The following is a 21,948-nucleotide window of genomic DNA, read 5'->3' on the forward strand; positions in this document are numbered from 1 at the left end:
CGAGGTCAAGTGGTACGGCGTGTTCTCCGGGCTGGTCAAGCCGATGGAGCGCGACGTCCACTACGAGGTCGACGAGAAGAAGCGCACCATCTCGGTGCTCGAGCCCGCGATCGACAAGGTCGAGGACCACCTGGGCATCGACAACCTCTACGACTCGGTCAACACCCCGCTGATCAGCTTCCTGAACAACGCCGTCAAGGCCAAGGAGCTGTTCAAGAACGACAAGGACTACGTCGTCATCGACGGCGAGGTGCTGATCGTCGACGAGCACACCGGCCGCATCCTGGACGGACGCCGCTACAACGAGGGCCTGCACCAGGCGATCGAGGCCAAGGAGGGCGTCCGGATCCGCGAGGAGTACCAGACCCTCGCCACGATCACGCTCCAGAACTACTTCCGGCTCTACGACAAGCTCTCGGGCATGACCGGTACCGCGCTCACCGAGGCGTCGGAGTTCGACAAGATCTACAAGCTCGGCGTCGTGCCGATCCCGACCAACCGTCCCGTCGCCCGCGTCGACCAGCCCGACCTGGTCTACCGCACCGAGGACGCCAAGTTCGAGGCCGTCGTCGACGACATCGCCGAGCGTCACGAGGACGGCCAGCCCGTCCTCGTCGGCACGACGAGCGTCGAGAAGAGCGAGCGCCTCTCCAAGCTGCTCAAGCGTCGCGGCATCGCCCACGAGGTGCTCAACGCCAAGCAGCACGACCGCGAGGCCGCGATCGTCGCCATGGCCGGCCACAAGGGCGCCGTCACCGTCGCCACCAACATGGCCGGTCGAGGCACCGACATCATGCTCGGCGGCAACGTCGAGTTCCTGGCCGACGCCACCCTGCGCAAGAAGGGCCTGGACCCGCTCGAGCAGTCCGAGGAGTACGAGGCGGCCTGGGCCGCCACGGTCGAGGACATGGAGCGACAGGTCGCCGCCGAGCACGACGCCGTCGGCGAGGTGGGCGGCCTGGCGGTCATCGGCACCGAGCGCCACGAGTCGCGCCGCATCGACAACCAGCTCCGCGGCCGCTCGGGCCGTCAGGGCGACCCCGGCGAGACGCGCTTCTACCTGTCCCTCGAGGACGAGCTGATGCGCCTGTTCAAGTCCGACTGGGTCGACTGGGTCCTGCAGACCATGAAGATCCCCGACGACGTGCCCATCGAGAACAAGCGCGTCACCGGCGCGATCGCGTCCGCGCAGTCGCAGGTCGAGGCGCAGAACTTCGACACCCGCAAGAACATCCTCAAGTACGACGACGTGATGAGCCGTCAGCGCGAGGTCGTCTACGCCGAGCGCCGTCGCGTGCTCGAGGGCGAGGACCTGCGCGACTGGGTCTCCAAGATGATCGACGGCGTCGTCACCGCCTACGTCGCCGGCGCCACCGAGGGCTTCCCCGAGGAGTGGGACCTCGACGCGCTGTGGACCGCGCTCGGCACCCTGTACCCGGTGTCGCTCGACGCCGCGGCGCTCGAGGAGGAGCACGGCGGTCGTACCGGCCTGACCCGCGACATCCTCACCGACGCCGTCCTCGAGGACGCCCGCGCGTCGTACGCCAAGCGCGAGGCCGAGCTGGGCGAGGAGGTCACCCGCGAGCTCGAGCGTCGCGTCGTGCTCAGCGTGCTCGACCGCAAGTGGCGCGAGCACCTCTACGAGATGGACTACCTCCGCGAGGGCATCGGCCTGCGTGCCTACTCCCAGCGCGACCCGCTCGTGGAGTACCAGCGCGAGGGCTACGACATGTTCAACTCCATGATGGAGGGCATCCAGGAGGAGTCGGTCGGCTTCCTGTTCAACCTCGACGTCCAGGTCGAGAGCGACGACGAGGTCGAGGACGAGCCCGGCCACGAGGGCCACGACCACACGCCGCACATCACCGCCAAGGGCCTGGAGCGCGAGCGCCAGCAGCGGCTCAGCTACTCGGCGCCGAGCGACGACGTCGGCGGCGAGCCCGAGGTCCGCGTCGAGGAGGCACCGACCAAGGTGCAGCAGCAGGTCAACGCCAAGAACAGGTCGCGCCAGAAGGCCAAGGCACAGCGCAACAGCAGGAAGAAGAACCGCTGACCGGTCCCAGGATTCAGCCCCACGCCACGGCGACGCACGTCCAGCGTGCGTCGTCGCGGCGGTCGTCGCGCAGCTCGAGCCGGAGCGCGAGGGCGCGGGACTGCGGACCCTGGACGATGCGCGCGGAGATCTCGGCCGCGTAGCCGGCGGGCCGGCTGACGTGGACCGACGCGACGCGCGAGCGAGGGGTGGCCGTGGTGCGCCGGGGACCGCTCGTGCGCACGCGGGCAAGGGTCGCGAGGCGGCGCGCGATCTCGTCGTGCACCTCCGGGGTCGTGCATCGGATCAGCTGCGACAGCGGACGGTGCCCGCCCGCGACCTCGACGAGCACCTGGACGATCGCCAGCGCCCGGGCCTCCATGTGGTCGCTCGGCGCCGGCGGCTCGACGAGCTCGAGCGCCGGACGCGGGCAGGGGTGCGACTCGGGCTGGACGGCCAGGCACCCCTCGAGCGGCAGCTGCCACTGGTCGTCCGCGGCGAGCCGGTGGCGCCGCGGGTGGTCGGGCAGGCGGCGGATGTCGAGCGTGGTCATGGCCGGGCCTCCGGGTTGGGTGCGGGTCGGGGCTGACGCAGGCGGGTGCCCGGCAGCAACAGGTCGGGGTCGGGGCCGATGCGGCCCCGGTTGGCGCGGTGCCAGCGCTCGACCGACCGGGCCACGTCGGCGTCACCGGCCGACGCGGGCAGCGAGCGGCGGGCGAGGTCCCACAGGCAGTCGCCGGTGCGGACCTCCACCCACGTGGTGGTAGTCGTCGTCGGCGTCGACGCGCGCACGGGCGCGGGCGACTCGGGCCGGTCGGGAAGGCGCAGCCCGCTGAGGTCGGGGCGCCGGTCGTCGGCGGACGGGGCCTGCGCCGACACCGCCGGGCTCGCCCCGGCCACCAGGACGGCGACCCCCGCGGCCGTCAGCGCGATCCGCCGCCAGCGACGCGGCGTGAGGCGCACCGCCATCCGCAGCGCCCGCGACCGCGGCGCCACCAGGGCGGTGAGCACGACGAGCGTCGAGGTGAGGGCCAGGTAGGCCGCGGCTGCCGTGCCGGCGAGGACGACCACGTCGGCCAGCGCGGTCTCGACGGTCAGGGCGGGCCCGGCGTCGTGCAGGCGGGCCAGGCGCGCCGGGGCGGACGTCGCGAGCACCGCGGCGCCGACCACGACGGCGGGCACCGGGAGATGACGAGCGACGGACCGCATCGGACACCTCCGGAGTTGTTTCGCTACGTTTGACGACGTTTGGCAACGTGTGGAGATCTTGGACGGCTCGGCGGCCGACGTCAAGACCCGGACAGCCGCCTGTGGGCGCCGTAGCCTGCCGTCGTGGCGTGGGACGAGCTGTTCGCCGACCTCGAGTCGTCGGCCGAGGCGTGGGAGCAGCGCGAGCGCGACGCCGAGATCGCCGAGCGCACCCGGAGCGCCTGGTCGCAGGTGGGCTGGGCCGAGCGCTGCGTGGGGTCGAGGGTGTCGCTGCGGGTCGACGGCCTCGGCTCCGTGGACGGCGAGGTCGACACCGTCGCCCGCACCTGGCTGCTGCTCCGTGCCGGCGGTGCCGTCGACTGGGTGGTCGCGCTCGACGCCGTCCTCGGGGTCGTCGGCGCCCCGGCCTCCCCGGCGGCCCGCGCTCGTGGCGGCGAGGTTGCCGCCCGGATGGGCTGGACCAACGCCTGGACCGTGCTCGTCCGCGACCACGCCGTCGTGCAGGTGGTCAGGCGCGACGGCTCACGCGTCGACGGCCTCCCCGTGCGGGTGGGGGAGGACTTCGTGGAGCTGCGCGTCTCAGAGGATCGCTCCCGGACGGAGATCGTGCCGTTCGGGGCGGTCGTCGCGGTGCGGTGTCAGCGGTAGGTGGTGGAAAGACGCACCGAGGACGGCGGCGGTGGGGCGCCGCGGTCAGCGTCTCGGTCTGCGAGACGACCTCGGGACCTGAGTCTGCGAACCACGGCAGATGGTCACGAACCGTGGTGAATTCCCCACGGTTCGCGACCGTTTGCCATGGTCGGCACCGCTCAGGGCCCGCACGTCTCGCAGAGTGGGACGCACCGCCGTCCTCGCTGCCGAACGACGCGCGAGCAGACCAGCGGCGGGCACCGCTGCTCAGGAGGACGGCGACTCCGCCTGCGACTCCCGCCGCGTCACCGCGTACTGCCGCTGGATGTAGTCCTCGAGCTCGGTGGCCTCGACGCGCCAGATGCCGCGGCCGCCGATCTTGATGCCGCGCAGCTCTCCGGTGCGGAGCAGGCCGAGGACGACGCGCTCGGTGACGCTGAGCACCTCGGCGACCTCGATCGCGGACAGGAACCGCGGCTGCTGTGATCCCAACGGCATGGGGCCAGTGTGCCAGCAGGGACCGACGGGCCGCGTCCACGACGCCCACCTGTGGAGAACCGCTGGACGGATGGGCCCGGCCACGGTGTGATGTGCGCCATGTCCTCTCACGAGACGCCCTCGGGGGCGCCCAGGGCGGCGCGGCTGCGTCGTCGTCGGTGGAGCGACCCGCGGGTCCTCGTCGGCCTGGTGATCGTGGCCGCCTCGGTGGCCGGCGTGGCGACGCTGGTCAGCACGGCCGACGACACGGTCGCGGTCTGGGCCACGCGGTCCGACGTCCGCGCGGGCGAGGCCGCCGACGTCGCTCAGCTGCGGCCCGTCCGCGTCCGGCTCGACGACGACACCCGGTCGCGCTACGTCGTGGCCGAGGGGGCGGCGTCCGACCGGTTCGTCGACGCCCTCGATGGCCGGGTCTGGTCGCGCTCGCTCGACGGCGGCGAGCTCGTCGCCGAGGGCGCGATCACCGACCAGGCCGATGCCGCCGACGCCGAGGTGCCGCTGCGCGTCGAGCGGGGTGCCCTGCCCGACGACCTCGCCACCGGCGACACCGTCGACGTCTGGGTCACGCCCCAGGACGGCGCGCAGGCCGGGGCGACCGACGCACCCGGCGCGCGACGCGTGGCGACGGCCGTCCGCGTGCTCGACGTGGGCGGTGACGGCGGTGCGCTGGGCGACGCCACCTCCACCACGGTCCTGGTCGCCGTCGACGACGCCGCCCTGGAGGACGTCGTGGGTGCGGTGGGCGGCGCGCGCGTGACCCTCGTGCGCGTGCCGGGCGCATGAGCCTCGCGGTCCTGCTCGCGGCCGCCGACGAGCCGTGGGAGTCCACCGTCGCCCAGGACGTCCAGCAGGTGCCGGGCCTGCACCTCGCGCGCCGGTGCGTCGACGTCGCCGACGTCGTCGCCACCGCGGCCAGCGGCCGGGCCGACGTCGCCCTGCTGTCGATGCGCCTGCCCGGCCTCGACGTCGACGTCGTCCGCCGGCTCCGCGAGAGCGGTGCGGTGCCGGTGGTGGTCGCGCCCACCCGCGACCAGGTCGACGCGGCCCGCGCCACGGCGCTCGGGGTCGCCGCCGTGGTGGGCGTCGACGACGTCGTCGACCTGCCCCGGGTGGTCGAGGACGCCCGCGCCGGTGCGGACGAGCCGCCTGCGCCCGGTGCCGAGCCCGGCCACGGACGGGTCGTGACCGTCTGGGGGCCCACGGGTGCGCCGGGCCGGAGCACCGTCGCGGTCGGGCTGGCCAGCGAGGCGGCGCACCTGGGCATCCCGACGCTGCTGGTCGACGCCGACGTCCACGGCGGGGCGGTGGCGCCCATGCTCGCGATGCTGGACGAGGTGAGCGGGCTGCTCGCCGCCGCACGCGCCGCCAACGCGGGAGGTCTCGACGCCGCCGGCCTCGCGTCCCACTCGCGGGAGGTCGTGCCGGGGCTCACCGTCCTCACCGGGCTGCCGCGCGCCGACCGCTGGCCCGCGCTGCGCCCGGCCGCGTTCGACGCGGTGCTGGAGGTGGCCCGGACGACCGCCGCCCTCGTCGTGGTCGACGTCGGCTTCGACCTCGACGGCGGCGACGACGAGCTCGGGTCGGCCGCCCCGCGACGCACCGCGACGGCGCTCGCCGCGCTCGACCGGGCCGACACGGTGGTCGCCGTCGGCTCGGCCGACCCGCTCGGGCTCGCCAGGCTCACCCGTGGCCTGCACGACCTGCGCGAGGTCGTCCCGGCACGGGCGCCGCTCGTCGTCGTCAACCGTGTCCGCGACTCGCTGGGCTGGGACACCGACGAGGTCTCGCGCTCGATCGAGCGCTTCACCGGCGTCGCCCCGTCGGCGTTCCTGCGCGACGACCGCGCGGCCGTCGACCGCGCCTGGGTGCACGGCCAGGCCCTGGTCGAGTGCGCCCCGGACGCCCCGCTGCGTCGCGACCTCGCCGAGCTCACCCGCCAGGTCGTCGTCCGCGACGGGCCCCTACCCGGCCGCACGCGCAGCCGGCGCCGACGACGCCCGTTAGCCTGACCCCGTGCCCGCTCGCCTCAATCCGCTCGATGCCACCTTCCTGAGCGAGGAGACCCGCACGACGCCGCGCCAGGTCACCACGCTCGCCGTGCTCGAGCCGGGGCCCGACGGCTTCGACTACGACCGGCTCGTGCGGGTCATCTCCGAGCGCATCGCCCTGGTGCCGCGCTACCGCCAGCGGGTGATGAGCGTGCCCGGCGGCGTCGGCGCACCGGTGTGGGTCGACGACGAGGACTTCGACCTCACCTTCCACGTCCGACGCTCGGCCCTGCCCAGCCCCGGCACCACCGAGTCGCTCCGCGACCTCGTCTCGCGGCTCATCTCGCGCCGCCTCGACCTCGACAAGCCGCTGTGGGAGGCGTACCTCGTCGAGGGCCTCGAGGGCGGACGCGTCGCGCTGCTCATCAAGTCGCACCAGGCGCTCGTCGACGGGTCCGAGACGGTCGACCTCGCCCAGGTGCTGCTGGAGGAGACCACCCGCGACCGCGAGGTCCCGCCCGACGGCTGGAGCCCGCGCGTCGCCCCGAGCCCGGTCACGCTCGTCGCCGACGCGATGGCCGACCTCGCCGCCCACCCCACGCAGGTGGTCGGTCTGGCCGGCGCGGCGCTGGCGCGCGTCGCGTCGCTGCTCCCCGTGCTCGGCCCGCCGCGGCCCGACCACGACCACCTGCTCACCGGCGAGCTGAGCCAGCACCGGCGGTTCGTCACCGTCGCGACCCGGCTCGACGACTACCGCCGGGTCCGCGACGCGCACGGTGGCACCGTCAACGACGTCATCCTCGCCACGATCGCGAGCGCCGTGCGGGCGTGGCTGCTCACCCGCGCCGAGCCCGTGGCCGAGACGATGCGCCTGCGCGCGATGGTGCCGATGTCGGTGGTGTCGCCCGACGGCGCGCCCACCTCGCTCGGCAGCAAGGTCCGTGGTCACCTGCTCACGCTGCCCGTCGGCGAGAGCAACCCCGTCGTCCGGCTCCACCAGGTGTCGTACGCGCTCAAGGCGCACCGCGAGACCGGTGTCGCCGTCGCGGCCAACACCCTCGCCGGGCTGCCCGGCTTCGCGCCCACGACCTTCCACGCGGTCGGCGCCCGCGTCGCCGACTCCGCGTTCGGACGTCCGTTCCAGCTCGTCATCACCAACGTGCCCGGGCCCCAGGAGCCGATGTACATGGCGGGCGCGCGCGTCGCCGAGACGTACCCCGCGCTGCCGCTCACCCACGACCGTCTGCTGTCGATCGGCGTCACGTCCTACGACGGCGGCGTCTACTTCGGCCTCGTCGCCGACCGCCAGGCGATCCCCGACGCCGACGTCCTCGGGCAGTGCATCACCGAGGCCCTCGAGGAGCTGGTCGAGAGCACCAGCCCGTCGCGCCAGCGCGCACCGCGCGGCCGCAAGCGCCCGGCGAAGAAGTCGTGAGCACCCGCGCCTACCTCGCCGTCACCCGCGAGCACCTGCGCGCGCTGCGGTCCGACGGGGTCCTGCGGCGTGAGGGCACCGTCGCCTTCGTGGCGGTGAGCGACGACGAGGAGGACGAGGACGACGCCGCGTCCTCGGCCGCCGCGTGGGCCGAGGACGAGCACGGCGAGGCGCTCGTCGTCGCCGCCGACCTCGACGACGCCGAGGACCCCGCCGAGGACGTCCCCCTGACGAGGATCGCCTCGTTCCTCGTGGGCGAGGACCTCGCCTGGTACGCCGCCCAAGAGCTCGATCTGCTGCTGTAGGTGCACTTTGGCCCTGTCGGGCCGAGATGGCAGGGTGGGAGGCATGGAAGCACGCACCGTCGTCCCCGCCCCGGTCAACGAGCCCGTCCTGACCTACGCCCCCGGCAGCGCCGAGCGCGCCGAGATCGAGAAGGCGCTCGTCGAGCTCGCCTCGACGCCCCTCGACCTCACGCAGACCATCGGCGGCGAGCAGGACCTCGGCGGCGGCAGGAAGATCAAGGTCGTCCAGCCCCACGCGCACGCGCACGTGCTGGGCACGCTGAAGAACGCGACGCAGGGCGACGCCCGCCGCGCGGTCGCCGCGGCCAAGGCCGCCGCCCCCGCGTGGCGCGACCTGCCCTACGACGAGCGTGCCGCCGTCTTCCTCAAGGCCGCCGAGCTGCTCAGCGGCCCGTGGCGCGCCACGCTCAACGCGGCCACGATGCTGGGCCAGTCCAAGACGGTCGTGCAGGCCGAGATCGACTCCGCCTGCGAGCTGATCGACTTCTGGCGCTTCAACGTGGGCTTCGGGCGCCAGCTGATCGAGGACCAGCCGATCGCGAACTCGAAGGGCGTCTGGAACCGGATGGACCACCGCCCGCTCGAGGGCTTCGTCTACGCGATCACCCCCTTCAACTTCACCGCCATCGCCGGCAACCTGCCCAGCGCCCCGGCGCTGATGGGAAACACGGTGGTCTGGAAGCCCGCGCCCACGCAGACGTTCGCCGCGTACTTCACGATGCGGCTGCTCGAGGCCGCCGGCCTGCCGCCGGGCGTCATCAACCTCGTCACCGGCGACGGCCAGGCCGTCTCGCAGGTGGTGCTCAAGGACCCCGACCTCGCGGGCATCCACTTCACCGGGTCCACGCCCGTCTTCCAGCAGCTGTGGTCCGAGGTCGGCGCCAACATCGCCGGCTACCGCACCTACCCGCGCCTGGTCGGCGAGACCGGCGGCAAGGACTTCATCGTCGCGCACCCGAGCGCCGACCCCGACGTCCTGCGCACCGCGATGATCCGCGGTTCGTTCGAGTACCAGGGCCAGAAGTGCTCGGCGTCGTCGCGCGCGTACGTCCCGCGCAGCCTGTGGAACGTGATCAAGAAGGACCTCGCCGCCATCACCGACGGCATCGCGCAGGGGCCGGTCACCGACCTGTCGAACTTCATGGGTGCCGTCATCGACGACCGCGCGTTCGCCAAGCACGACGCCGCGCTCACCCGCGCCAAGCGCACCAAGAGCATCACGGTCGTCGCGGGCGGCACCGCCGACGACTCCGAGGGCTACTTCGTGCGGCCCACCGTGCTCGAGTGCTCCGACCCCACCGACGAGGTCTTCACCACCGAGTACTTCGGCCCCATCCTGGCGGTGCACGTCTACGCCGACGCCGACTACGACAAGGTGCTCGACCAGATGGAGGGCATCGCGCCCTACGCCCTCACCGGCGCGATCATCGCCACCGACCGGTACGCCATCCGCGACGCGATGCACCGCCTGCGCTACGCCGCCGGCAACTTCTACGTCAACGACAAGCCCACGGGCGCCGTCGTCGGCCAGCAGCCCTTCGGCGGCGCGCGCGGCTCGGGCACCAACGACAAGGCCGGCGCGATGCAGAACCTCCAGCGCTGGAGCTCCACGCGCTCGATCAAGGAGACGTTCGACGCGCCGACCGACTACACGTACCCCCACATGGGCTGACGTGTCCCGCCGACTCGAGCCGCACCGTCCCGTCGACCTCGACGACGCGCAACGCCGCGTCTACGAGGCCGTCGCGGGCGGGCGCCGGGCCCAGGGCCCTCAGGCGTTCCCGCTCACCGACGACGACGGCTCCCTGCGGGGCCCGTTCGACGCCTTCCTGCTGTCGCCGCCCGTCGGGCACGCGCTGCAGGAGCTCGGCGCGGCGGTGCGGTTCGGCTCCGGCCTCACCGACCGCGTGCGCGAGATCGCGATCCTCGCGGTGGCCGCGCGCGAGCGGTGCGCGTTCGAGCGGCAGGCCCACGAGGCCGTCGGCCGCACGATCGGGCTGGACGACGCCCAGCTCCAGGCCCTCGCCGACGAGTCCGACCCGGCCGGCCTCGACGACCACGAGACCGCCGCGCTCACCCTCGTCCGGTCGCTGCTCGACGGCGACGTCGACGAGCACACCTGGGTGCAGGTCGCGGGCGTGCTGGGTGAGCGCACCGTCTTCGAGCTGACGACGGTCGTCGGCTACTACCGGATGCTCGCCCTGCAGCTGAGGGTCTTCAGGGTCGACGACGCCTGACCGGCGGGTTCGTCAGAGGCGCTTGTTGCCCTCGCGGCACTCGAGGCGGAGCGCCTGCACGATCGCCTTGGCGACCTCGGGCTCGACCTTCTTGCCGATGAAGGGGATCTTGACGCTGACGTCGCCGACGACCGTGAGCACGGTGTCGTCGCCCTTGGCGGCGAGGGTGGTCGTGCCCTTCATGCTGGCCGGCTGACCCTTGATGTCGACGGTGACGCGGCCGGTGCGGTCGCCGCCGGCGTCGGGGGCGTCCCAGGTCTCGACCTGGTCGACGCTGACGGTGTCGCCGACGATCTTCTTGAGCGCGTCGGGGAGCGCGGCGGGGATGGTGCGCGAGATCGTGACGGTCACGGCCTCGCCCTTGGAGGTCACGGTGACCTCGCGGCGGGTGGCGTTCATCTGGTCGCACACGTCGGTGCGGAACCCCTCGTCGCTGATCAGCGCGAACACGGCCTCCGGCGTGGCGCCCGGGTACGTCACGGTCTCCTCGATCTTCATGGCGACAGACTAGGGCGTTAGTGTCGTGCCGTCGCACAACGGCGTGCGGCGTGCTGAGCCGAAGGGGTCGCATCTTGACCATCCAGGACCGCACCGGTCTGGTCGCGTACTACTACCGGGACCTGCCCGCGAGCGAGCTCGCCGCGGAGTCGCCGGACGAGCTGGAGGCGGCGGCCCTGAGCCACCGCAGCCTGGCGTCGGCGTGCCCGCAGGGCTCCTCGCTCGTGCGCGCGTTCACGCCCAGCGTCGAGGACGACGGCTGGAACGCGGGCGGCCACATCGTCGTCGAGGTCGTCACGGCCGACCGCCCGTTCCTGGTCGACTCGGTGACGTCGTTCCTCGTCGAGCACGGGTACGGCATCGACCGGATCGTCCACCCCCAGCTGCTCGTCACCCGCGACGCCGACGGCACGCTGGTCGACGTCCGCGTGCCCGACCCGTCCGAGCCGGCGCGCGCCGAGCGCGACGGCCTCACCGACGTCCGCGAGTCGTGGATCCACGTCGACCTCGACTCCTCGAGCGACCCCGAGGTCTACGCGACGATCGAGCAGGGCCTGCGCGACGTCCTGCGCGACGTCGAGGAGGTGACGCAGGACTGGCGGCCGATGACCGCCCGGGCGCTCGAGCTGGCCGACGCCCTGCACGAGCCGACGCCCGGGGTCCCCGCCGACGAGGTGGACGAGGCGCGCGAGCTGCTGGCCTGGCTCGCCGACGGCCACTTCACCTTCATGGGCTACCGCGACTACGCCATCGACGACTCCGGCGGCGCGGGCGTCATGCGCGTCGTGCCCGACACCGGCCTGGGCCTGCTGCGCAGCGACCGCATCGTGTCGAGCGAGGCCGGCAGCGAGGCCGCCGCCGCTGCCGCGCGCACGAGCGACCGCTCGCTGCTCATCGTCACCAAGGCCGACACCCGCTCCACCGTCCACCGCCCGGTCTACCTCGACCGGATCGGCATCCGCACCTACGACGAGTCGGGCACCGTGGTGGGGGAGCACCGGTTCCTGGGGCTGTTCACCTCGTCGGCCTACGCCGAGAGCGTGCTGCGCGTCCCCGTGCTCGGACGCCGCACCCGCGCCGTGCTCGAGCACCTGCGCTGGGACCCGGCGAGCTACAACGGCAAGGCGCTGGTCGACCTCCTCGAGGGCTACCCGCGTGACGAGCTGTTCAGCGCGCGCGTGCCCGAGCTGGCCGAGATCGCCACCGACCTGCTCAACTCCCGCGACCGCCGCCAGGTGCGCTCGTTCGTGCGCCGCGACGAGCTCGGCCGCTTCCTGTCCTGCCTGGTCTACCTCCCGCGCGACCGGTACACGACCACGGTCCGGCTGCGCATGCAGGCGCTGCTCGCCGACGTCGCGGGCGAGGACGCCAGCGTCGAGTACACCGCACTGGTCAGCGACCAGCTGCTCGCGCGCCTGCACTTCGTCGTGCGTCCCGCAGGTGGCGGCACCGTCGCCGATCCCGACCACGACCTGCTGCAGGCGCGTCTCGTCGACGCCGCCCGCACCTGGGACGACGACTTCTCCACCGCCATCGATGACGTCTTCGGGCAGGCCGCCACCACCGAGGCGCTCCAGACGTACGCCGGCGCGTTCCCCGAGGCGTACAAGGAGGACTTCACCGCATCGGTGGCCGTGCGCGACCTGCAGTGGCTCGAGTCGCTCGCGGCCGGCACCATCGCGCTGAAGTTCCGCCGCTCGTCCACCGACGACCAGGCCAGCGGCCGGATCAAGATCTACCGCCACGGACAGGCGCTGTCCCTCGCCGACGTGCTGCCCGTGTTCACCTCGCTCGGCGTCGACGTCGTCGACGAGCGTCCGTACCGGATCTCGGTCGGCTCGGAGGAGGCCTGGGTCTACGACTTCGGCCTGCACTACGAGGGACGCGTCACCGACGCCGTCCTCGGCGAGTTCCAGAACGCGTTCGTCGCGTGCTGGGGCGGCGCGGCCGAGGCCGACGGCTTCAACCGCCTGGTGCTCGGCGCCGGCCTCACCTGGCGCCAGGTCGTGGTGCTCCGCACGTACGCCAAGTACCTGCGTCAGGCGGGCTCGCCGTTCAGCCAGGACTACCAGGAGCGCGCGCTGCTCGACAACGGCGACATCGCCCGCCTGGTGGTGCAGCTGTTCGAGACCCGCTTCGACCCCGACGGCGGCACCCGCGAGGAGCGCACCGAGCGCTCGACGGCCATCGAGAAGTCGATCACCGCCGCGCTCGACGAGGTGGCCAGCCTGGACGCCGACCGCATCCTGCGCTCGTTCGTCGGCCTCGTGCGCGCCACGCTGCGCACGAACTTCTACCAGCAGGACGAGGACGGCCGTCCGAAGTCGTACGTCTCGGTCAAGCTCGACGCCCGCTCGATCGACGACCTCCCCGAGCCGCGGCCCCGCTTCGAGATCTTCTGCTACTCGCCGCGCGTCGAGGGCGTCCACCTACGGTTCGGCCCCGTCGCCCGCGGCGGCCTGCGCTGGTCGGACCGTCGCGAGGACTTCCGCACCGAGATCCTCGGCCTGGTCAAGGCGCAGATGGTCAAGAACACCGTGATCGTGCCGGTGGGCTCCAAGGGCGGCTTCTACTGCAAGCGGCTGCCCGACCCGGCCGTCGACCGCGAGGCCTGGCTGGCCGAGGGCGTCGCCTGCTACCGGACCTTCATCTCCTCGCTGCTCGACATCACGGACGACCGGCGCGGCACGCAGACCGTCCCGCCCGAGCGCGTCGTGCGCTGGGACGGCGACGACTCCTACCTCGTGGTCGCCGCCGACAAGGGCACCGCGACGTTCTCCGACATCGCCAACGGCGTCTCGGCCGACTACGGCTTCTGGCTCGGCGACGCCTTCGCGTCCGGCGGGTCGATCGGCTACGACCACAAGGCCATGGGCATCACGGCCCGTGGCGCGTGGGAGTCGGTCAAGCGGCACTTCCGCGAGATGGGCGTCGACTGCCAGAACCAGGACTTCACCTGCGTCGGCGTCGGTGACATGTCGGGCGACGTGTTCGGCAACGGCATGCTGCTGTCGCGGCACACCCGCCTGGTGGCGGCGTTCGACCACCGGCACGTCTTCCTCGACCCGAACCCGGACGCCGCGACGTCGTTCGCCGAGCGGGAGCGCATGTTCGCCCTGCCCCGCTCGAGCTGGGCCGACTACGACACGTCGCTGATCTCCGAGGGCGGCGGCGTCTACCCGCGCACCGCCAAGAGCATCCCGGTCTCGCCGCAGGTGCGCGAGGCGCTCGGCCTCACCCCGGGGGTCACCCGGCTCAGCCCCGCCGAGCTGCTGACGGCGGTGCTGAAGGCGCCGGTCGACCTGCTCTGGAACGGCGGCATCGGCACCTACGTCAAGGCGAGCACCGAGACCCACGAGCAGGTGGGCGACAAGGCCAACAACGCGATCCGCGTGAACGGCGCCGACCTGCGCGTGCGCTGCGTCGGCGAGGGCGGCAACCTCGGGCTCACCCAGCTGGGACGCATCGAGTACGCGGCGTCGGGCGGACGGATCGACACCGACTTCATCGACAACTCCGCCGGCGTCGACACCTCCGACCACGAGGTGAACATCAAGATCCTGCTCGACCGCGTCGTCGAGTCCGGCGAGCTGGACGTCGAGGGGCGCAACGAGCTGCTCCCTACCATGACCGACGAGGTCGCCGGGCTGGTGCTCGCGCACAACTACGACCAGAACATCGCTCTGGCCAACTCGCAGGCCAACTCGAGCAGCCTGGTGCACGCCCACGAGGACTGGATCCGGGCGCTCGAGCGCGAGGGGCACCTCGACCGCGAGATCGAGTTCCTGCCCGAGGACGAGGTGATCGACCAGCGCCGCGCCGAGGGCAAGGGCCTCACCACGCCCGAGCTCGCGGTGCTGCTCGCCTACACCAAGATCGTGCTCGCCGACGAGCTGCTCGCCTCGGGCATCGCCGACGACCCGTTCTTCCGCGGCGAGCTGTACTCGTACTTCCCGAGCGCCATCCAGCACCGCTACCGGGCGGCGATCGACGAGCACCCGCTGCGCCGCGAGATCGTCGTGACGCGCATCGTCAACCAGCTGGTCGACTCCGCGGGCATCACGTTCTACCACCGGCTCCGCTCCGAGACCGGGGCCTCGATCGACGAGCTCGCCCGCGCCCACGCGGTCGCGCGCGAGATCTACGGGACCCAGGCCCTCAGCGACGACGTCGACGCCCTCGACAACCAGGTGGCGGCCGACGTCCAGACTCAGGTGCGCCTGGCGCTCCGCACGCTCGACGAGCGGGTGACGCGGTGGTTGGTCAACAACCAGCGCGACGTCGACGCCGAGCAGATCGTCGACTACTTCGGCACTACCGTGCAGCGGGTGGTCGCGGCGATGCCGCGGGTGCTCGTGGGGCGTCAGCGCGAGGCGTTCGACGCGTCGGTCGCGGGGTACGTCGAGGCCGGTCTGCCCGACGACATCGCGCACCGGGCGGCCAGCGTCGGCCCGGCCTACTCGGCGATGGGCATCGCGCACCTCGCGCACGACCGCGGGCTCGACCCCGAGCTGGTCGCGGCGGTGCACGTCCGCGTCGGCGAGGCGCTGGGGCTCGACCTGTTCTCCGCCCGCGTGCAGCAGCTGCCGCGTGACGACCGGTGGCGCACGATGGCGCGCGCGTCCCTGCGCGACGAGCTGCACGCCGTCCACGTGTCCTTCGCCGAGCAGGTGCTCGAGCAGACCGACGGCGACGACGCGCAGGCCCGCGTCGACGCCTGGGTCGAGTCGCACCGCGTCGCGATGGACCGCGCGGCCGACACGCTCGACGCGATCTGGGCCGAGGACGAGATCGACCTCGCCCGGCTGTCGGTGGCGCTGCGGGTGGTGCGCGGTCTGCTCTGAGCGTCGTCAGGCGGCGCCGACCGGCCGCAGGTGCCCGGCGGCGACCCACCGCACCACGAGCGACTCCGAGCCGGCGGGCACGAACGCGACCAGCGCCCACCAGCCGTCGTTCTGGCGCCGCCACGAGACGACCAGACCCGGGTAGGGGTCGAGGTCGGCCCGTGACGACTCCTTGACGAGCACGTGCCGCACCCGCGGCACCACGGGCTCGTGCGACGGCTTCGCCGCCTGCTGCCCGTAGCGCCGGTTGCTGCCCACCGTGGCACTGTATCGAACAGGTGTTCGACATGGTGGGCAACCGGGTCAGCGGTCGATGGACGCCATGTCGGGGTACCGCTCGCCCTGCACCTGGTCGGCGGGGATCGCCGCGTCGAGGGCGGCGAGGTCGTCGGCGGTCAGGCTGACGTCGACCGCGCCGAGATTCTCCTCCAGGTACGTGGTGCGACGGGTGCCCGGGATGGGGGCGACGTCGTCGCCCTGCGCGAGCACCCAGGCGAGCGCGAGCTGGCCGGCCGTCACGCCCTTGTCCTGCGCGATCGCCTTGACCGCGTCGACCAGGCGCAGGTTGGCGTCGAACGCCTCGCCCTGGAAGCGCGGGTTGTGGCGGCGGAAGTCGCCCTCCTCGAGGTCGTCGGGGGAGGTGATCTGGCCGGTGAGGAAGCCGCGTCCGAGCGGCGAGTACGGCACCAGGCCGATGCCGAGCTCGCGCAGCGTGGGCAGGATCTCGTCCTCGACGTGGCGGGTCCACAGGGAGTACTCGGTCTGCAGGGCGGTGACGGGGTGCGTGGCGTGGGCGCGCCGGATGGTGTCGACGGACGCCTCGGACAGCCCGATGTGGCGGACCTTGCCGGCCTCGACGAGCTCCTTCATCGCACCGACCGTCTCCTCGATGGGGACGCTCTGGTCGACGCGGTGCTGGTAGTACAGGTCGATGTGGTCGAGCCCGAGGCGCTGGAGGCTCGCGTCGCACGCGCGGTGCACGTACTCGGGGCTGCCGTTGATGCTGCGGTCGGTCGGGTCGTCGGGGTTGCGCACGTTGCCGAACTTGGTGGCGATCACCAGTCCGTCGCGCTTGGGGCCGAGGACGCGCCCGACCAGCTGCTCGTTGGTGAACGGGCCGTACATGTCGGCGGTGTCGAAGAACGTCACGCCGAGGTCGACGGCGCGGTCCAGCGTGCGGACGGCCTCGGCCTCGTCGATGGTGCCGTAGAACTCCGACATGCCCATGCATCCGAGCCCGAGGGCGGAGACGTCGAGGGCGGAGTCGTGGGCGGTGCTGCCGAGGGTGCGGGTGGAGATCTGGGTCATGCCTCCACCGTGGACCTTCGAGTGCGGTCGAACGCAAGCCCAGTGTCAGGACGGGGTGCCGACGCGGTCCTCGTAGATGCCGATCTTGCGGTTGATGGCCCCGAGGTGCTCGGTGACCTCGTTGAGCTGCGCGAGCACCCGGTCGCGGTGCGCGTGCAGGATGCCGAGGCGCTCGGCCTCGTTGCCGTCGCCCTTGCGGCACAGGTCGGCGTACGCCCGAACCTCGCGGATCGGCATGCCGGTGGCGCGCAGGCGGTTGATCATCTCGATCCACTGCATGTCGGCCGGCCCGTAGGCGCGGCGCCCGGCGGCGGTCCGTGCGACCGGGCCGAGCAGCAGCCCGTCGCGCTCGTAGTAGCGCAGCGTGTGGGTGGTCAGACCGGTGCGCTCGGCGGCCTCGGCGATGGAGAGCGTCTGGTCGGTGGCGTCGATCGTGGTCATCTGTCCAGTGTGCGGGTTCGAGCGCGCTCGAACACGAACGAAGGGCCGGACGTCACACGCCGGGCGTCAGCGGTTGAGCCTCCACAGCGTCGCGCTCAGGAACGTCGCGAACCCGCACCACCCGGCGTACGGCACCAGCGCGACCGCGGCCCGCGGGCTGGCGTCGCGACTGCGCCGGGCGAGGTCGGCGCTGCTGGCCGCCAGCGCACCCGCCGCGACGACCGCCGCCGGCAGCTGCCGGGCCTTGAAGAACGTCCACGTCCAGCCGGCGTTCAGCACGAGGTTGAGCGCCAGGGCCCGCTGGTACGCCGCCCGCTCCCGCGGCCGGTGCATCTGCTCCAGCGTGGCGGCGGTGCTGACCGCGATGTCGGCGTACAGCGCGGTCCACACCACCGGGAAGGCCGCGCCGGGCGGCTGGAACGCCGGCTTGCGCAGCCGGCGGAACCACGGGTCGTCGGCTCCGGACCCGGCGAGCCCACCCACCACGGCGGTGGCGGTGACGGCGGTGGCGGTGGCGGCGAGGCGCTTGGCGAACATGGCACGAGCCTGACTCGGCCTCCCGCTTCCCGCCACCCGGCGGCCTAGAGGTGGCGCGCGGCGAGCCCGGGGTAGTCGACCACCAGGCCGTGGCGGTCGTAGGTCAGGTCGCAGGCGACGCCGAACGTCGCGGACTCGTACGCGAACCGCGTGCCGGCGTCGTCGAGCCGCCGGTAGGTCTGCTCGATCGACTCCACGCGCAGGTCGTCGGCGCGCACGAAGACCGCCGGTGCCGCGCGGGGCGTCCCGGCCTCGAGCGCGAGCCGGTGCACCGGCAGCGTGTTGGTGACCGCCGAGGACTCGAGGTCGACGTCGACGTACCCGTCGAGGTCGGGGCGCCTCTCCCCGTCGACGAGCCAGTGCTGCCCGGTGCGCTCCAGCGTCGTCGACCGGTCTCCGTCGGCACCGGAGCCCGTGACCACGGCCCGCAGCGTGCGCCAGGCGGGATCGACCTCGACCACGTACCCCACCGACCACGCGACCCCGTCCTCCACCGCCGAGGTGTGGCCGCGCAGGGTGAGCCCGCGGTCGTGGTGGTCGACGTGCAGCACCTCGAACCCGTCGCGGGCGCCGAGGTGGCGCCACGCCGCCGACCGGGGGAGCGGGTCGTAGGTCATGCGCGAGAGGGTAGCGGCTCCCACCCGCCGTCCGCGCTCGTCGGACCACCTCGGCCGGGACGTCGAGGTCCGAGTTCTTCCACGCATCGGCGGCTGATGCGTTGGACAACCCTGACCTCGACGCGGGCCTCGGGGCGTCGGTGGTGCCGGTCGGTCTCGTCCGCCCGGACGAGCCGTGTTGACGAGCGGTGTGACGGGTGTGAAGTCCTGTGACTCCAACGCCTGAAGTTGTCCACAGATTGCCGTCGAGGGGGTTTGGGGCCCGGGGTTCCGGGGGACCATCGGTGCCATCCGATCCAGGACCGGGGGTGGACCGATGGCCGTGGTGGACACGAGCGCGCTCGCCGAGCAGGTCCGCGCGCGGGTGCGCGACGAGGGGATCGACCCCGTTCGCCAGGCGCCGCTGGTGCGGCGGATCGCCGAGCAGGTGGCGCGGGCGCACGACGACCGGAGCCTGACGGGGGCGGTCGCGCCGCTGGACGACGTCGCCGGTGTGGTCGGGTCGCTGGTCGACCGGGTGTCGGGGTTCGGTCCGCTGCAGGCGCTGCTGGACGACGACTCGGTCGAGGAGATCTGGATCAACGACCCGTCGCGGGTGTTCGTCGCGCGCAGCGGGCGCCACGAGCTGACCAACGTCATCCTGACGCCCGACGAGGTGCGCGAGCTGGTCGAGCGGATGCTCAAGTCGAGCGGGCGCCGGCTGGACGTCTCGCAGCCCTTCGTCGACGCCACCCTGCCGGGCGGTCACCGGCTGCACGTGGTGCTGGAGGGCATCAGCCGAGGGTTCGCCGCGGTCAACATCCGCAAGTTCGTCGCGCGGGCGCACGGGCTGGACGACCTCGTGGGGCTCGGCTCGTTGCCGCCCCACGCGGCGGCGTTCCTGCACGCGTCGGTCGTCGCGGGCCTCAACGTGGTCGTCAGCGGCGGCACCCAGGCGGGCAAGACCACCATGCTGAACTGCCTGGCGGCGTCGATCCCGGGCTCGGAGCGGATCGTGTCGGCCGAGGAGGTCTACGAGCTGCGGTTCGCGCACCCCGACTGGGTGGCGCTCCAGACCCGTCAGGCCGGGCTGGAGGGCACCGGCGAGATCCCGCTGCGCACGCTCGTCAAGGAGTCGTTGCGGATGCGTCCGTCGCGGGTGGTCGTCGGGGAGGTGCGCGCGGCGGAGTGCCTCGACCTCCTGCTCGCGCTGAACGCGGGTCTGCCCGGCATGGCGAGCATCCACGCCAACTCGGCTCGTCAGGCGCTGGTCAAGATGTGCACGTTGCCGCTGCTGGCGGGCGAGAACATCGGCAGCCGGTTCGTGGTGCCGACGGTGGCGTCGTCGGTGGACCTCGTGGTCCACGTGGCGATGGACGCGCGCGGGCACCGGACGGTGCGGGAGGTCGCGAGCGTCACCGGTCGGGTCGAGAACGACCTGATCGAGACCGAGTCGGTGTTCGCGAGCCGCGGCGGCGCGCTCGTCCGCGGGGCCGGGATGCCGGTGCGGAGGGAGCGGTTCGAGCAGGCCGGCATCGACCTCGACCGTCTCCTCGCCGCGGCGGAGGCGCCGCGATGACGACGCTGCTGGGGCTCGGCGTCGGCGTCGGGCTGGCCCTGGTCTGGCTGGCGCTCACCGACACCGGCGAACGACGCCCGCGGGCGCCGCGTCCGGCCGTGGGGCGTGGGGCCGACGAGCTGCTCCGTCGTGCGGGGGTGGAGGACGTGAGCCCGGTCGCGCTCGCGTCGATGTCGGGCGTCGGGTTCGCCGTCGTGGCCGTGCTGATGCTCGGGGTGTCGCGCACGCTGCCCGTCGCGCTGGTCTTCGCGGCGATGGCCGCCTGGCTGCCCGTCGCCGTGCTGCGCGGCCGCGCCCAGCGCCGGGCGCGCGAGCTGGCCGAGTGCTGGCCCGAGGCCGTCGACAACCTCGCGTCCGCCGTCCGCGCGGGGCTCTCGCTGCCCGAGGCGCTCGGGCAGCTGGGGGAGCGCGGCCCCGAGCCGCTGCGTGACGCGTTCGCGCGGTTCGGCCGCGACTATCAGGCCTCCGGGCGGTTCGCCGAGTCGCTCGACTCGCTCAAGGTGCGGCTCGCCGACCCCGTCGGCGACCGCGTCGTCGAGGCGTTGCGCATCGCCCGCGACGTCGGTGGCGGCGACCTCGGACGCATGCTGCGCGCGCTCTCGGGCTTCCTGCGCGACGACGCCCGCACCCGGGGCGAGCTGGAGTCGCGCCAGGCGTGGACGGTCAACGGCGCCCGGCTCGCCGTCGCCGCCCCCTGGGTCGTGCTGCTGATGATGTCGTTCCAGCGCGACGTCGTGACCCGGTTCGCTTCGGGCAGCGGCCTGGCGGTCCTCGTCGGCGGCGCGGTGGTCTGCGTCGTCGCCTATCGCCTGATGATGCGCATCGGCCGGCTGCCCGCCGAGCGTCGGATCCTGGCATGACGCCCGCCGTCACCGGGGGCCTGCTCGGACTCGCCGGAGCCGGGGGACTGTGGCTCGTCGTCGCGACGCTCGTCCGGGCGCGCCGTCCGAGCCTGGACGACCGACTCGTCCCGTACCTGCGCGACCTGCCGGAGGTGGCCGGACGATCCGGGCCCGCGACGTCCTCGCTGCTGCCCGCCTCGGCGTGGTGGTCGGTGTTCGGCCCGTCGGTGCGCCGGGTCGCGGACGTCGTCGAGCAGGTGGTCGGCGGCGGCACCAGCGTCCGGCGGCGGCAGCGCCGGCTCGGCGTCGCCGAGTCCGTCGAGACCTTCCGCGTGGAGCAGGTGCTGTGGGGTGCGGGCGCCTTCGCCGCCACGGCGGGCGCGGTGCTGGTGTGGTCGCTCGGCACCCCGGTCGCGCCACTGCCCGCGCTGGTGCTCTGCGTCGTCGCCTTCGCCGCCGGCGTGCTGCTGCGCGACCAGGCGCTCACCCGGGCGGTCCGCGACCGCGAGCGGCGCATGGTCGAGGAGTTCCCCACCGTCGCCGACCTGATGGCGCTGTCCGTCGCCGCGGGCGAGGGTCCCGTCGCGGCGCTCGAGCGCGTCGTCGCCACCAGCCACGGCGAGATGTCGCACGAGCTGCGCGGCGTCCTGGCAGCGATCCGCACCGGTACGCCCATGACCGTCGCCTTCGACCAGCTCGCCGCCCGCACGGGCCTGGCCAGCCTGTCGCGCTTCGCCGAGGGCCTGGCCGTCGCCGTCGAGCGCGGCACCCCGCTGGTCGACGTCCTGCACGCCCAGGCCGCCGACGCCCGCGAGTCCAGCCGCCGCGAGCTGATCGAGCAGGGGGCGCGCAAGGAGGTCGCCATGATGATCCCGGTCGTCTTCCTGCTGCTGCCGGTGACGGTGGTCTTCGCGTTCTTCCCGGGCCTGATCGGCCTCGACCTCACCACGCGCTGAGCCATGCGCACCC

21 protein-coding genes are annotated in these 21,948 nt (G+C 73.1%); 12 read left to right on the forward strand and 9 right to left on the reverse strand.

Features of this window, described 5'->3' with window-relative positions:
• Positions 1–2,053: preprotein translocase subunit SecA (secA, locus tag ACI6PP_RS11205; RefSeq protein WP_421111663.1), on the forward strand; the 2,053-nt coding region annotated here is incomplete at its 5' end.
• Between the two features lie 13 nt (positions 2,054–2,066).
• Here secA and ACI6PP_RS11210 read toward each other — a convergent pair.
• Both ACI6PP_RS11210 and ACI6PP_RS11215 read right to left on the reverse strand, forming a co-directional pair.
• Complete coding sequence (locus tag ACI6PP_RS11210; RefSeq protein ID WP_421111664.1) at positions 2,067–2,585, reverse strand: Rv3235 family protein; 519 nt, start codon at positions 2,583–2,585, stop codon at positions 2,067–2,069.
• Positions 2,582–3,214, reverse strand: coding sequence for a LysM peptidoglycan-binding domain-containing protein (locus tag ACI6PP_RS11215; protein ID WP_421111665.1), 633 nt, complete (start codon positions 3,212–3,214; stop codon positions 2,582–2,584). The genes ACI6PP_RS11210 and ACI6PP_RS11215 overlap by 4 nt, the downstream gene beginning before the upstream one ends.
• Before the next feature lie 150 nt (positions 3,215–3,364).
• On the opposite strand from ACI6PP_RS11215, the gene ACI6PP_RS11220 reads away from it, so the two are divergent.
• Positions 3,365–3,889, forward strand: a complete 525-nt coding sequence (locus tag ACI6PP_RS11220) for a hypothetical protein (RefSeq protein ID WP_421111666.1) — start codon at positions 3,365–3,367, stop codon at positions 3,887–3,889.
• 249 nt (positions 3,890–4,138) lie between these two features.
• Here ACI6PP_RS11220 and ACI6PP_RS11225 read toward each other — a convergent pair whose 3' ends face one another.
• On the reverse strand, positions 4,139–4,369 hold the full coding sequence (locus ACI6PP_RS11225; protein ID WP_421111667.1) for a helix-turn-helix domain-containing protein: 231 nt from the start codon (positions 4,367–4,369) through the stop codon (positions 4,139–4,141).
• Positions 4,370–4,468: 99 nt separating this feature from the next.
• On the opposite strand from ACI6PP_RS11225, the gene ACI6PP_RS11230 reads away from it, so the two are divergent.
• Genes ACI6PP_RS11230 through ACI6PP_RS11255 form a run of 6 tightly spaced genes read left to right on the forward strand, consistent with a single transcriptional unit; the run spans position 4,469 to position 10,334 of the window.
• Positions 4,469–5,152 carry a hypothetical protein gene (locus ACI6PP_RS11230; protein ID WP_421111668.1) on the forward strand — a complete coding sequence of 228 codons (684 nt, stop codon included), beginning with the start codon at positions 4,469–4,471 and terminating at the stop codon, positions 5,150–5,152.
• Positions 5,149–6,378: a CpaE/TadZ family protein gene (locus ACI6PP_RS11235; RefSeq protein WP_421111669.1), complete on the forward strand. Its 1,230-nt coding sequence runs from the start codon at positions 5,149–5,151 to the stop codon at positions 6,376–6,378. The genes ACI6PP_RS11230 and ACI6PP_RS11235 overlap by 4 nt, the downstream gene beginning before the upstream one ends.
• A gap of 4 nt (positions 6,379–6,382) precedes the next feature.
• Entirely contained in the window at positions 6,383–7,792 is a 1,410-nt protein-coding gene (locus ACI6PP_RS11240) for a WS/DGAT/MGAT family O-acyltransferase (RefSeq protein WP_421111670.1), read from the forward strand.
• Positions 7,789–8,097, forward strand: a complete 309-nt coding sequence (locus ACI6PP_RS11245; protein WP_421111671.1) for a hypothetical protein — start codon at positions 7,789–7,791, stop codon at positions 8,095–8,097. The genes ACI6PP_RS11240 and ACI6PP_RS11245 overlap by 4 nt, the downstream gene beginning before the upstream one ends.
• Before the next feature lie 43 nt (positions 8,098–8,140).
• On the forward strand, positions 8,141–9,769 hold the full coding sequence (pruA, locus tag ACI6PP_RS11250; protein ID WP_421111672.1) for an L-glutamate gamma-semialdehyde dehydrogenase: 1,629 nt from the start codon (positions 8,141–8,143) through the stop codon (positions 9,767–9,769).
• Position 9,770: 1 nt separating this feature from the next.
• A complete protein-coding gene (locus ACI6PP_RS11255; protein WP_421111673.1) occupies positions 9,771–10,334 on the forward strand; it encodes a carboxymuconolactone decarboxylase family protein in 564 nt (187 codons plus the stop codon).
• A gap of 12 nt (positions 10,335–10,346) precedes the next feature.
• On the opposite strand, the gene ACI6PP_RS11260 is transcribed toward ACI6PP_RS11255, so the two are convergent.
• The gene (locus ACI6PP_RS11260; RefSeq protein ID WP_421111674.1) at positions 10,347–10,832 is read right to left on the reverse strand and encodes a DUF2505 domain-containing protein; all 486 of its coding nucleotides are present in this window, start codon (positions 10,830–10,832) and stop codon (positions 10,347–10,349) included.
• Between the two features lie 74 nt (positions 10,833–10,906).
• Between ACI6PP_RS11260 and ACI6PP_RS11265 the strand changes: the two genes are divergently transcribed.
• Entirely contained in the window at positions 10,907–15,676 is a 4,770-nt protein-coding gene (locus tag ACI6PP_RS11265) for an NAD-glutamate dehydrogenase (RefSeq protein ID WP_421111675.1), read from the forward strand.
• Between the two features lie 6 nt (positions 15,677–15,682).
• Here ACI6PP_RS11265 and ACI6PP_RS11270 read toward each other — a convergent pair whose 3' ends face one another.
• The 5 genes from ACI6PP_RS11270 to ACI6PP_RS11290 all read right to left on the reverse strand — a co-directional run bounded on the left by ACI6PP_RS11270 (position 15,683) and on the right by ACI6PP_RS11290 (position 18,579).
• Positions 15,683–15,934 carry a hypothetical protein gene (locus ACI6PP_RS11270; RefSeq protein ID WP_421111676.1) on the reverse strand — a complete coding sequence of 84 codons (252 nt, stop codon included), beginning with the start codon at positions 15,932–15,934 and terminating at the stop codon, positions 15,683–15,685.
• Positions 15,935–15,979: 45 nt separating this feature from the next.
• Positions 15,980–16,984, reverse strand: coding sequence for an aldo/keto reductase (locus ACI6PP_RS11275; protein ID WP_421111677.1), 1,005 nt, complete (start codon positions 16,982–16,984; stop codon positions 15,980–15,982).
• A 45-nt stretch (positions 16,985–17,029) separates the two neighbouring features.
• On the reverse strand, positions 17,030–17,425 hold the full coding sequence (locus ACI6PP_RS11280) for a MerR family transcriptional regulator (RefSeq protein ID WP_421111678.1): 396 nt from the start codon (positions 17,423–17,425) through the stop codon (positions 17,030–17,032).
• Between the two features lie 66 nt (positions 17,426–17,491).
• Positions 17,492–17,962 carry a TspO/MBR family protein gene (locus ACI6PP_RS11285; RefSeq protein WP_421111679.1) on the reverse strand — a complete coding sequence of 157 codons (471 nt, stop codon included), beginning with the start codon at positions 17,960–17,962 and terminating at the stop codon, positions 17,492–17,494.
• 44 nt (positions 17,963–18,006) lie between these two features.
• Positions 18,007–18,579 (reverse strand): putative glycolipid-binding domain-containing protein, encoded by a 573-nt coding sequence (locus tag ACI6PP_RS11290; protein ID WP_421111680.1) that lies wholly within the window; start codon positions 18,577–18,579, stop codon positions 18,007–18,009.
• A gap of 316 nt (positions 18,580–18,895) precedes the next feature.
• Here ACI6PP_RS11290 and ACI6PP_RS11295 point away from each other — a divergent pair, with 316 nt between their 5' ends.
• The 3 genes from ACI6PP_RS11295 to ACI6PP_RS11305 are packed head-to-tail and all read left to right on the forward strand — an operon-like array spanning position 18,896 to position 21,935.
• A complete protein-coding gene (locus ACI6PP_RS11295) occupies positions 18,896–20,137 on the forward strand; it encodes a TadA family conjugal transfer-associated ATPase (protein ID WP_421111681.1) in 1,242 nt (413 codons plus the stop codon).
• Positions 20,134–20,997, forward strand: a complete 864-nt coding sequence (locus tag ACI6PP_RS11300; RefSeq protein ID WP_421111682.1) for a type II secretion system F family protein — start codon at positions 20,134–20,136, stop codon at positions 20,995–20,997. Before ACI6PP_RS11295 ends, ACI6PP_RS11300 begins: the two co-directional genes overlap by 4 nt.
• Entirely contained in the window at positions 20,994–21,935 is a 942-nt protein-coding gene (locus ACI6PP_RS11305; protein ID WP_421111683.1) for a type II secretion system F family protein, read from the forward strand. Before ACI6PP_RS11300 ends, ACI6PP_RS11305 begins: the two co-directional genes overlap by 4 nt.
• Positions 21,936–21,948: the final 13 nt, after the last annotated feature.

The organism is Solicola agrisoli (assembly GCF_049059935.1).
In the GTDB taxonomy this organism is placed as follows: Bacteria; Actinomycetota; Actinomycetes; order Propionibacteriales; family Nocardioidaceae; genus JAURVT01.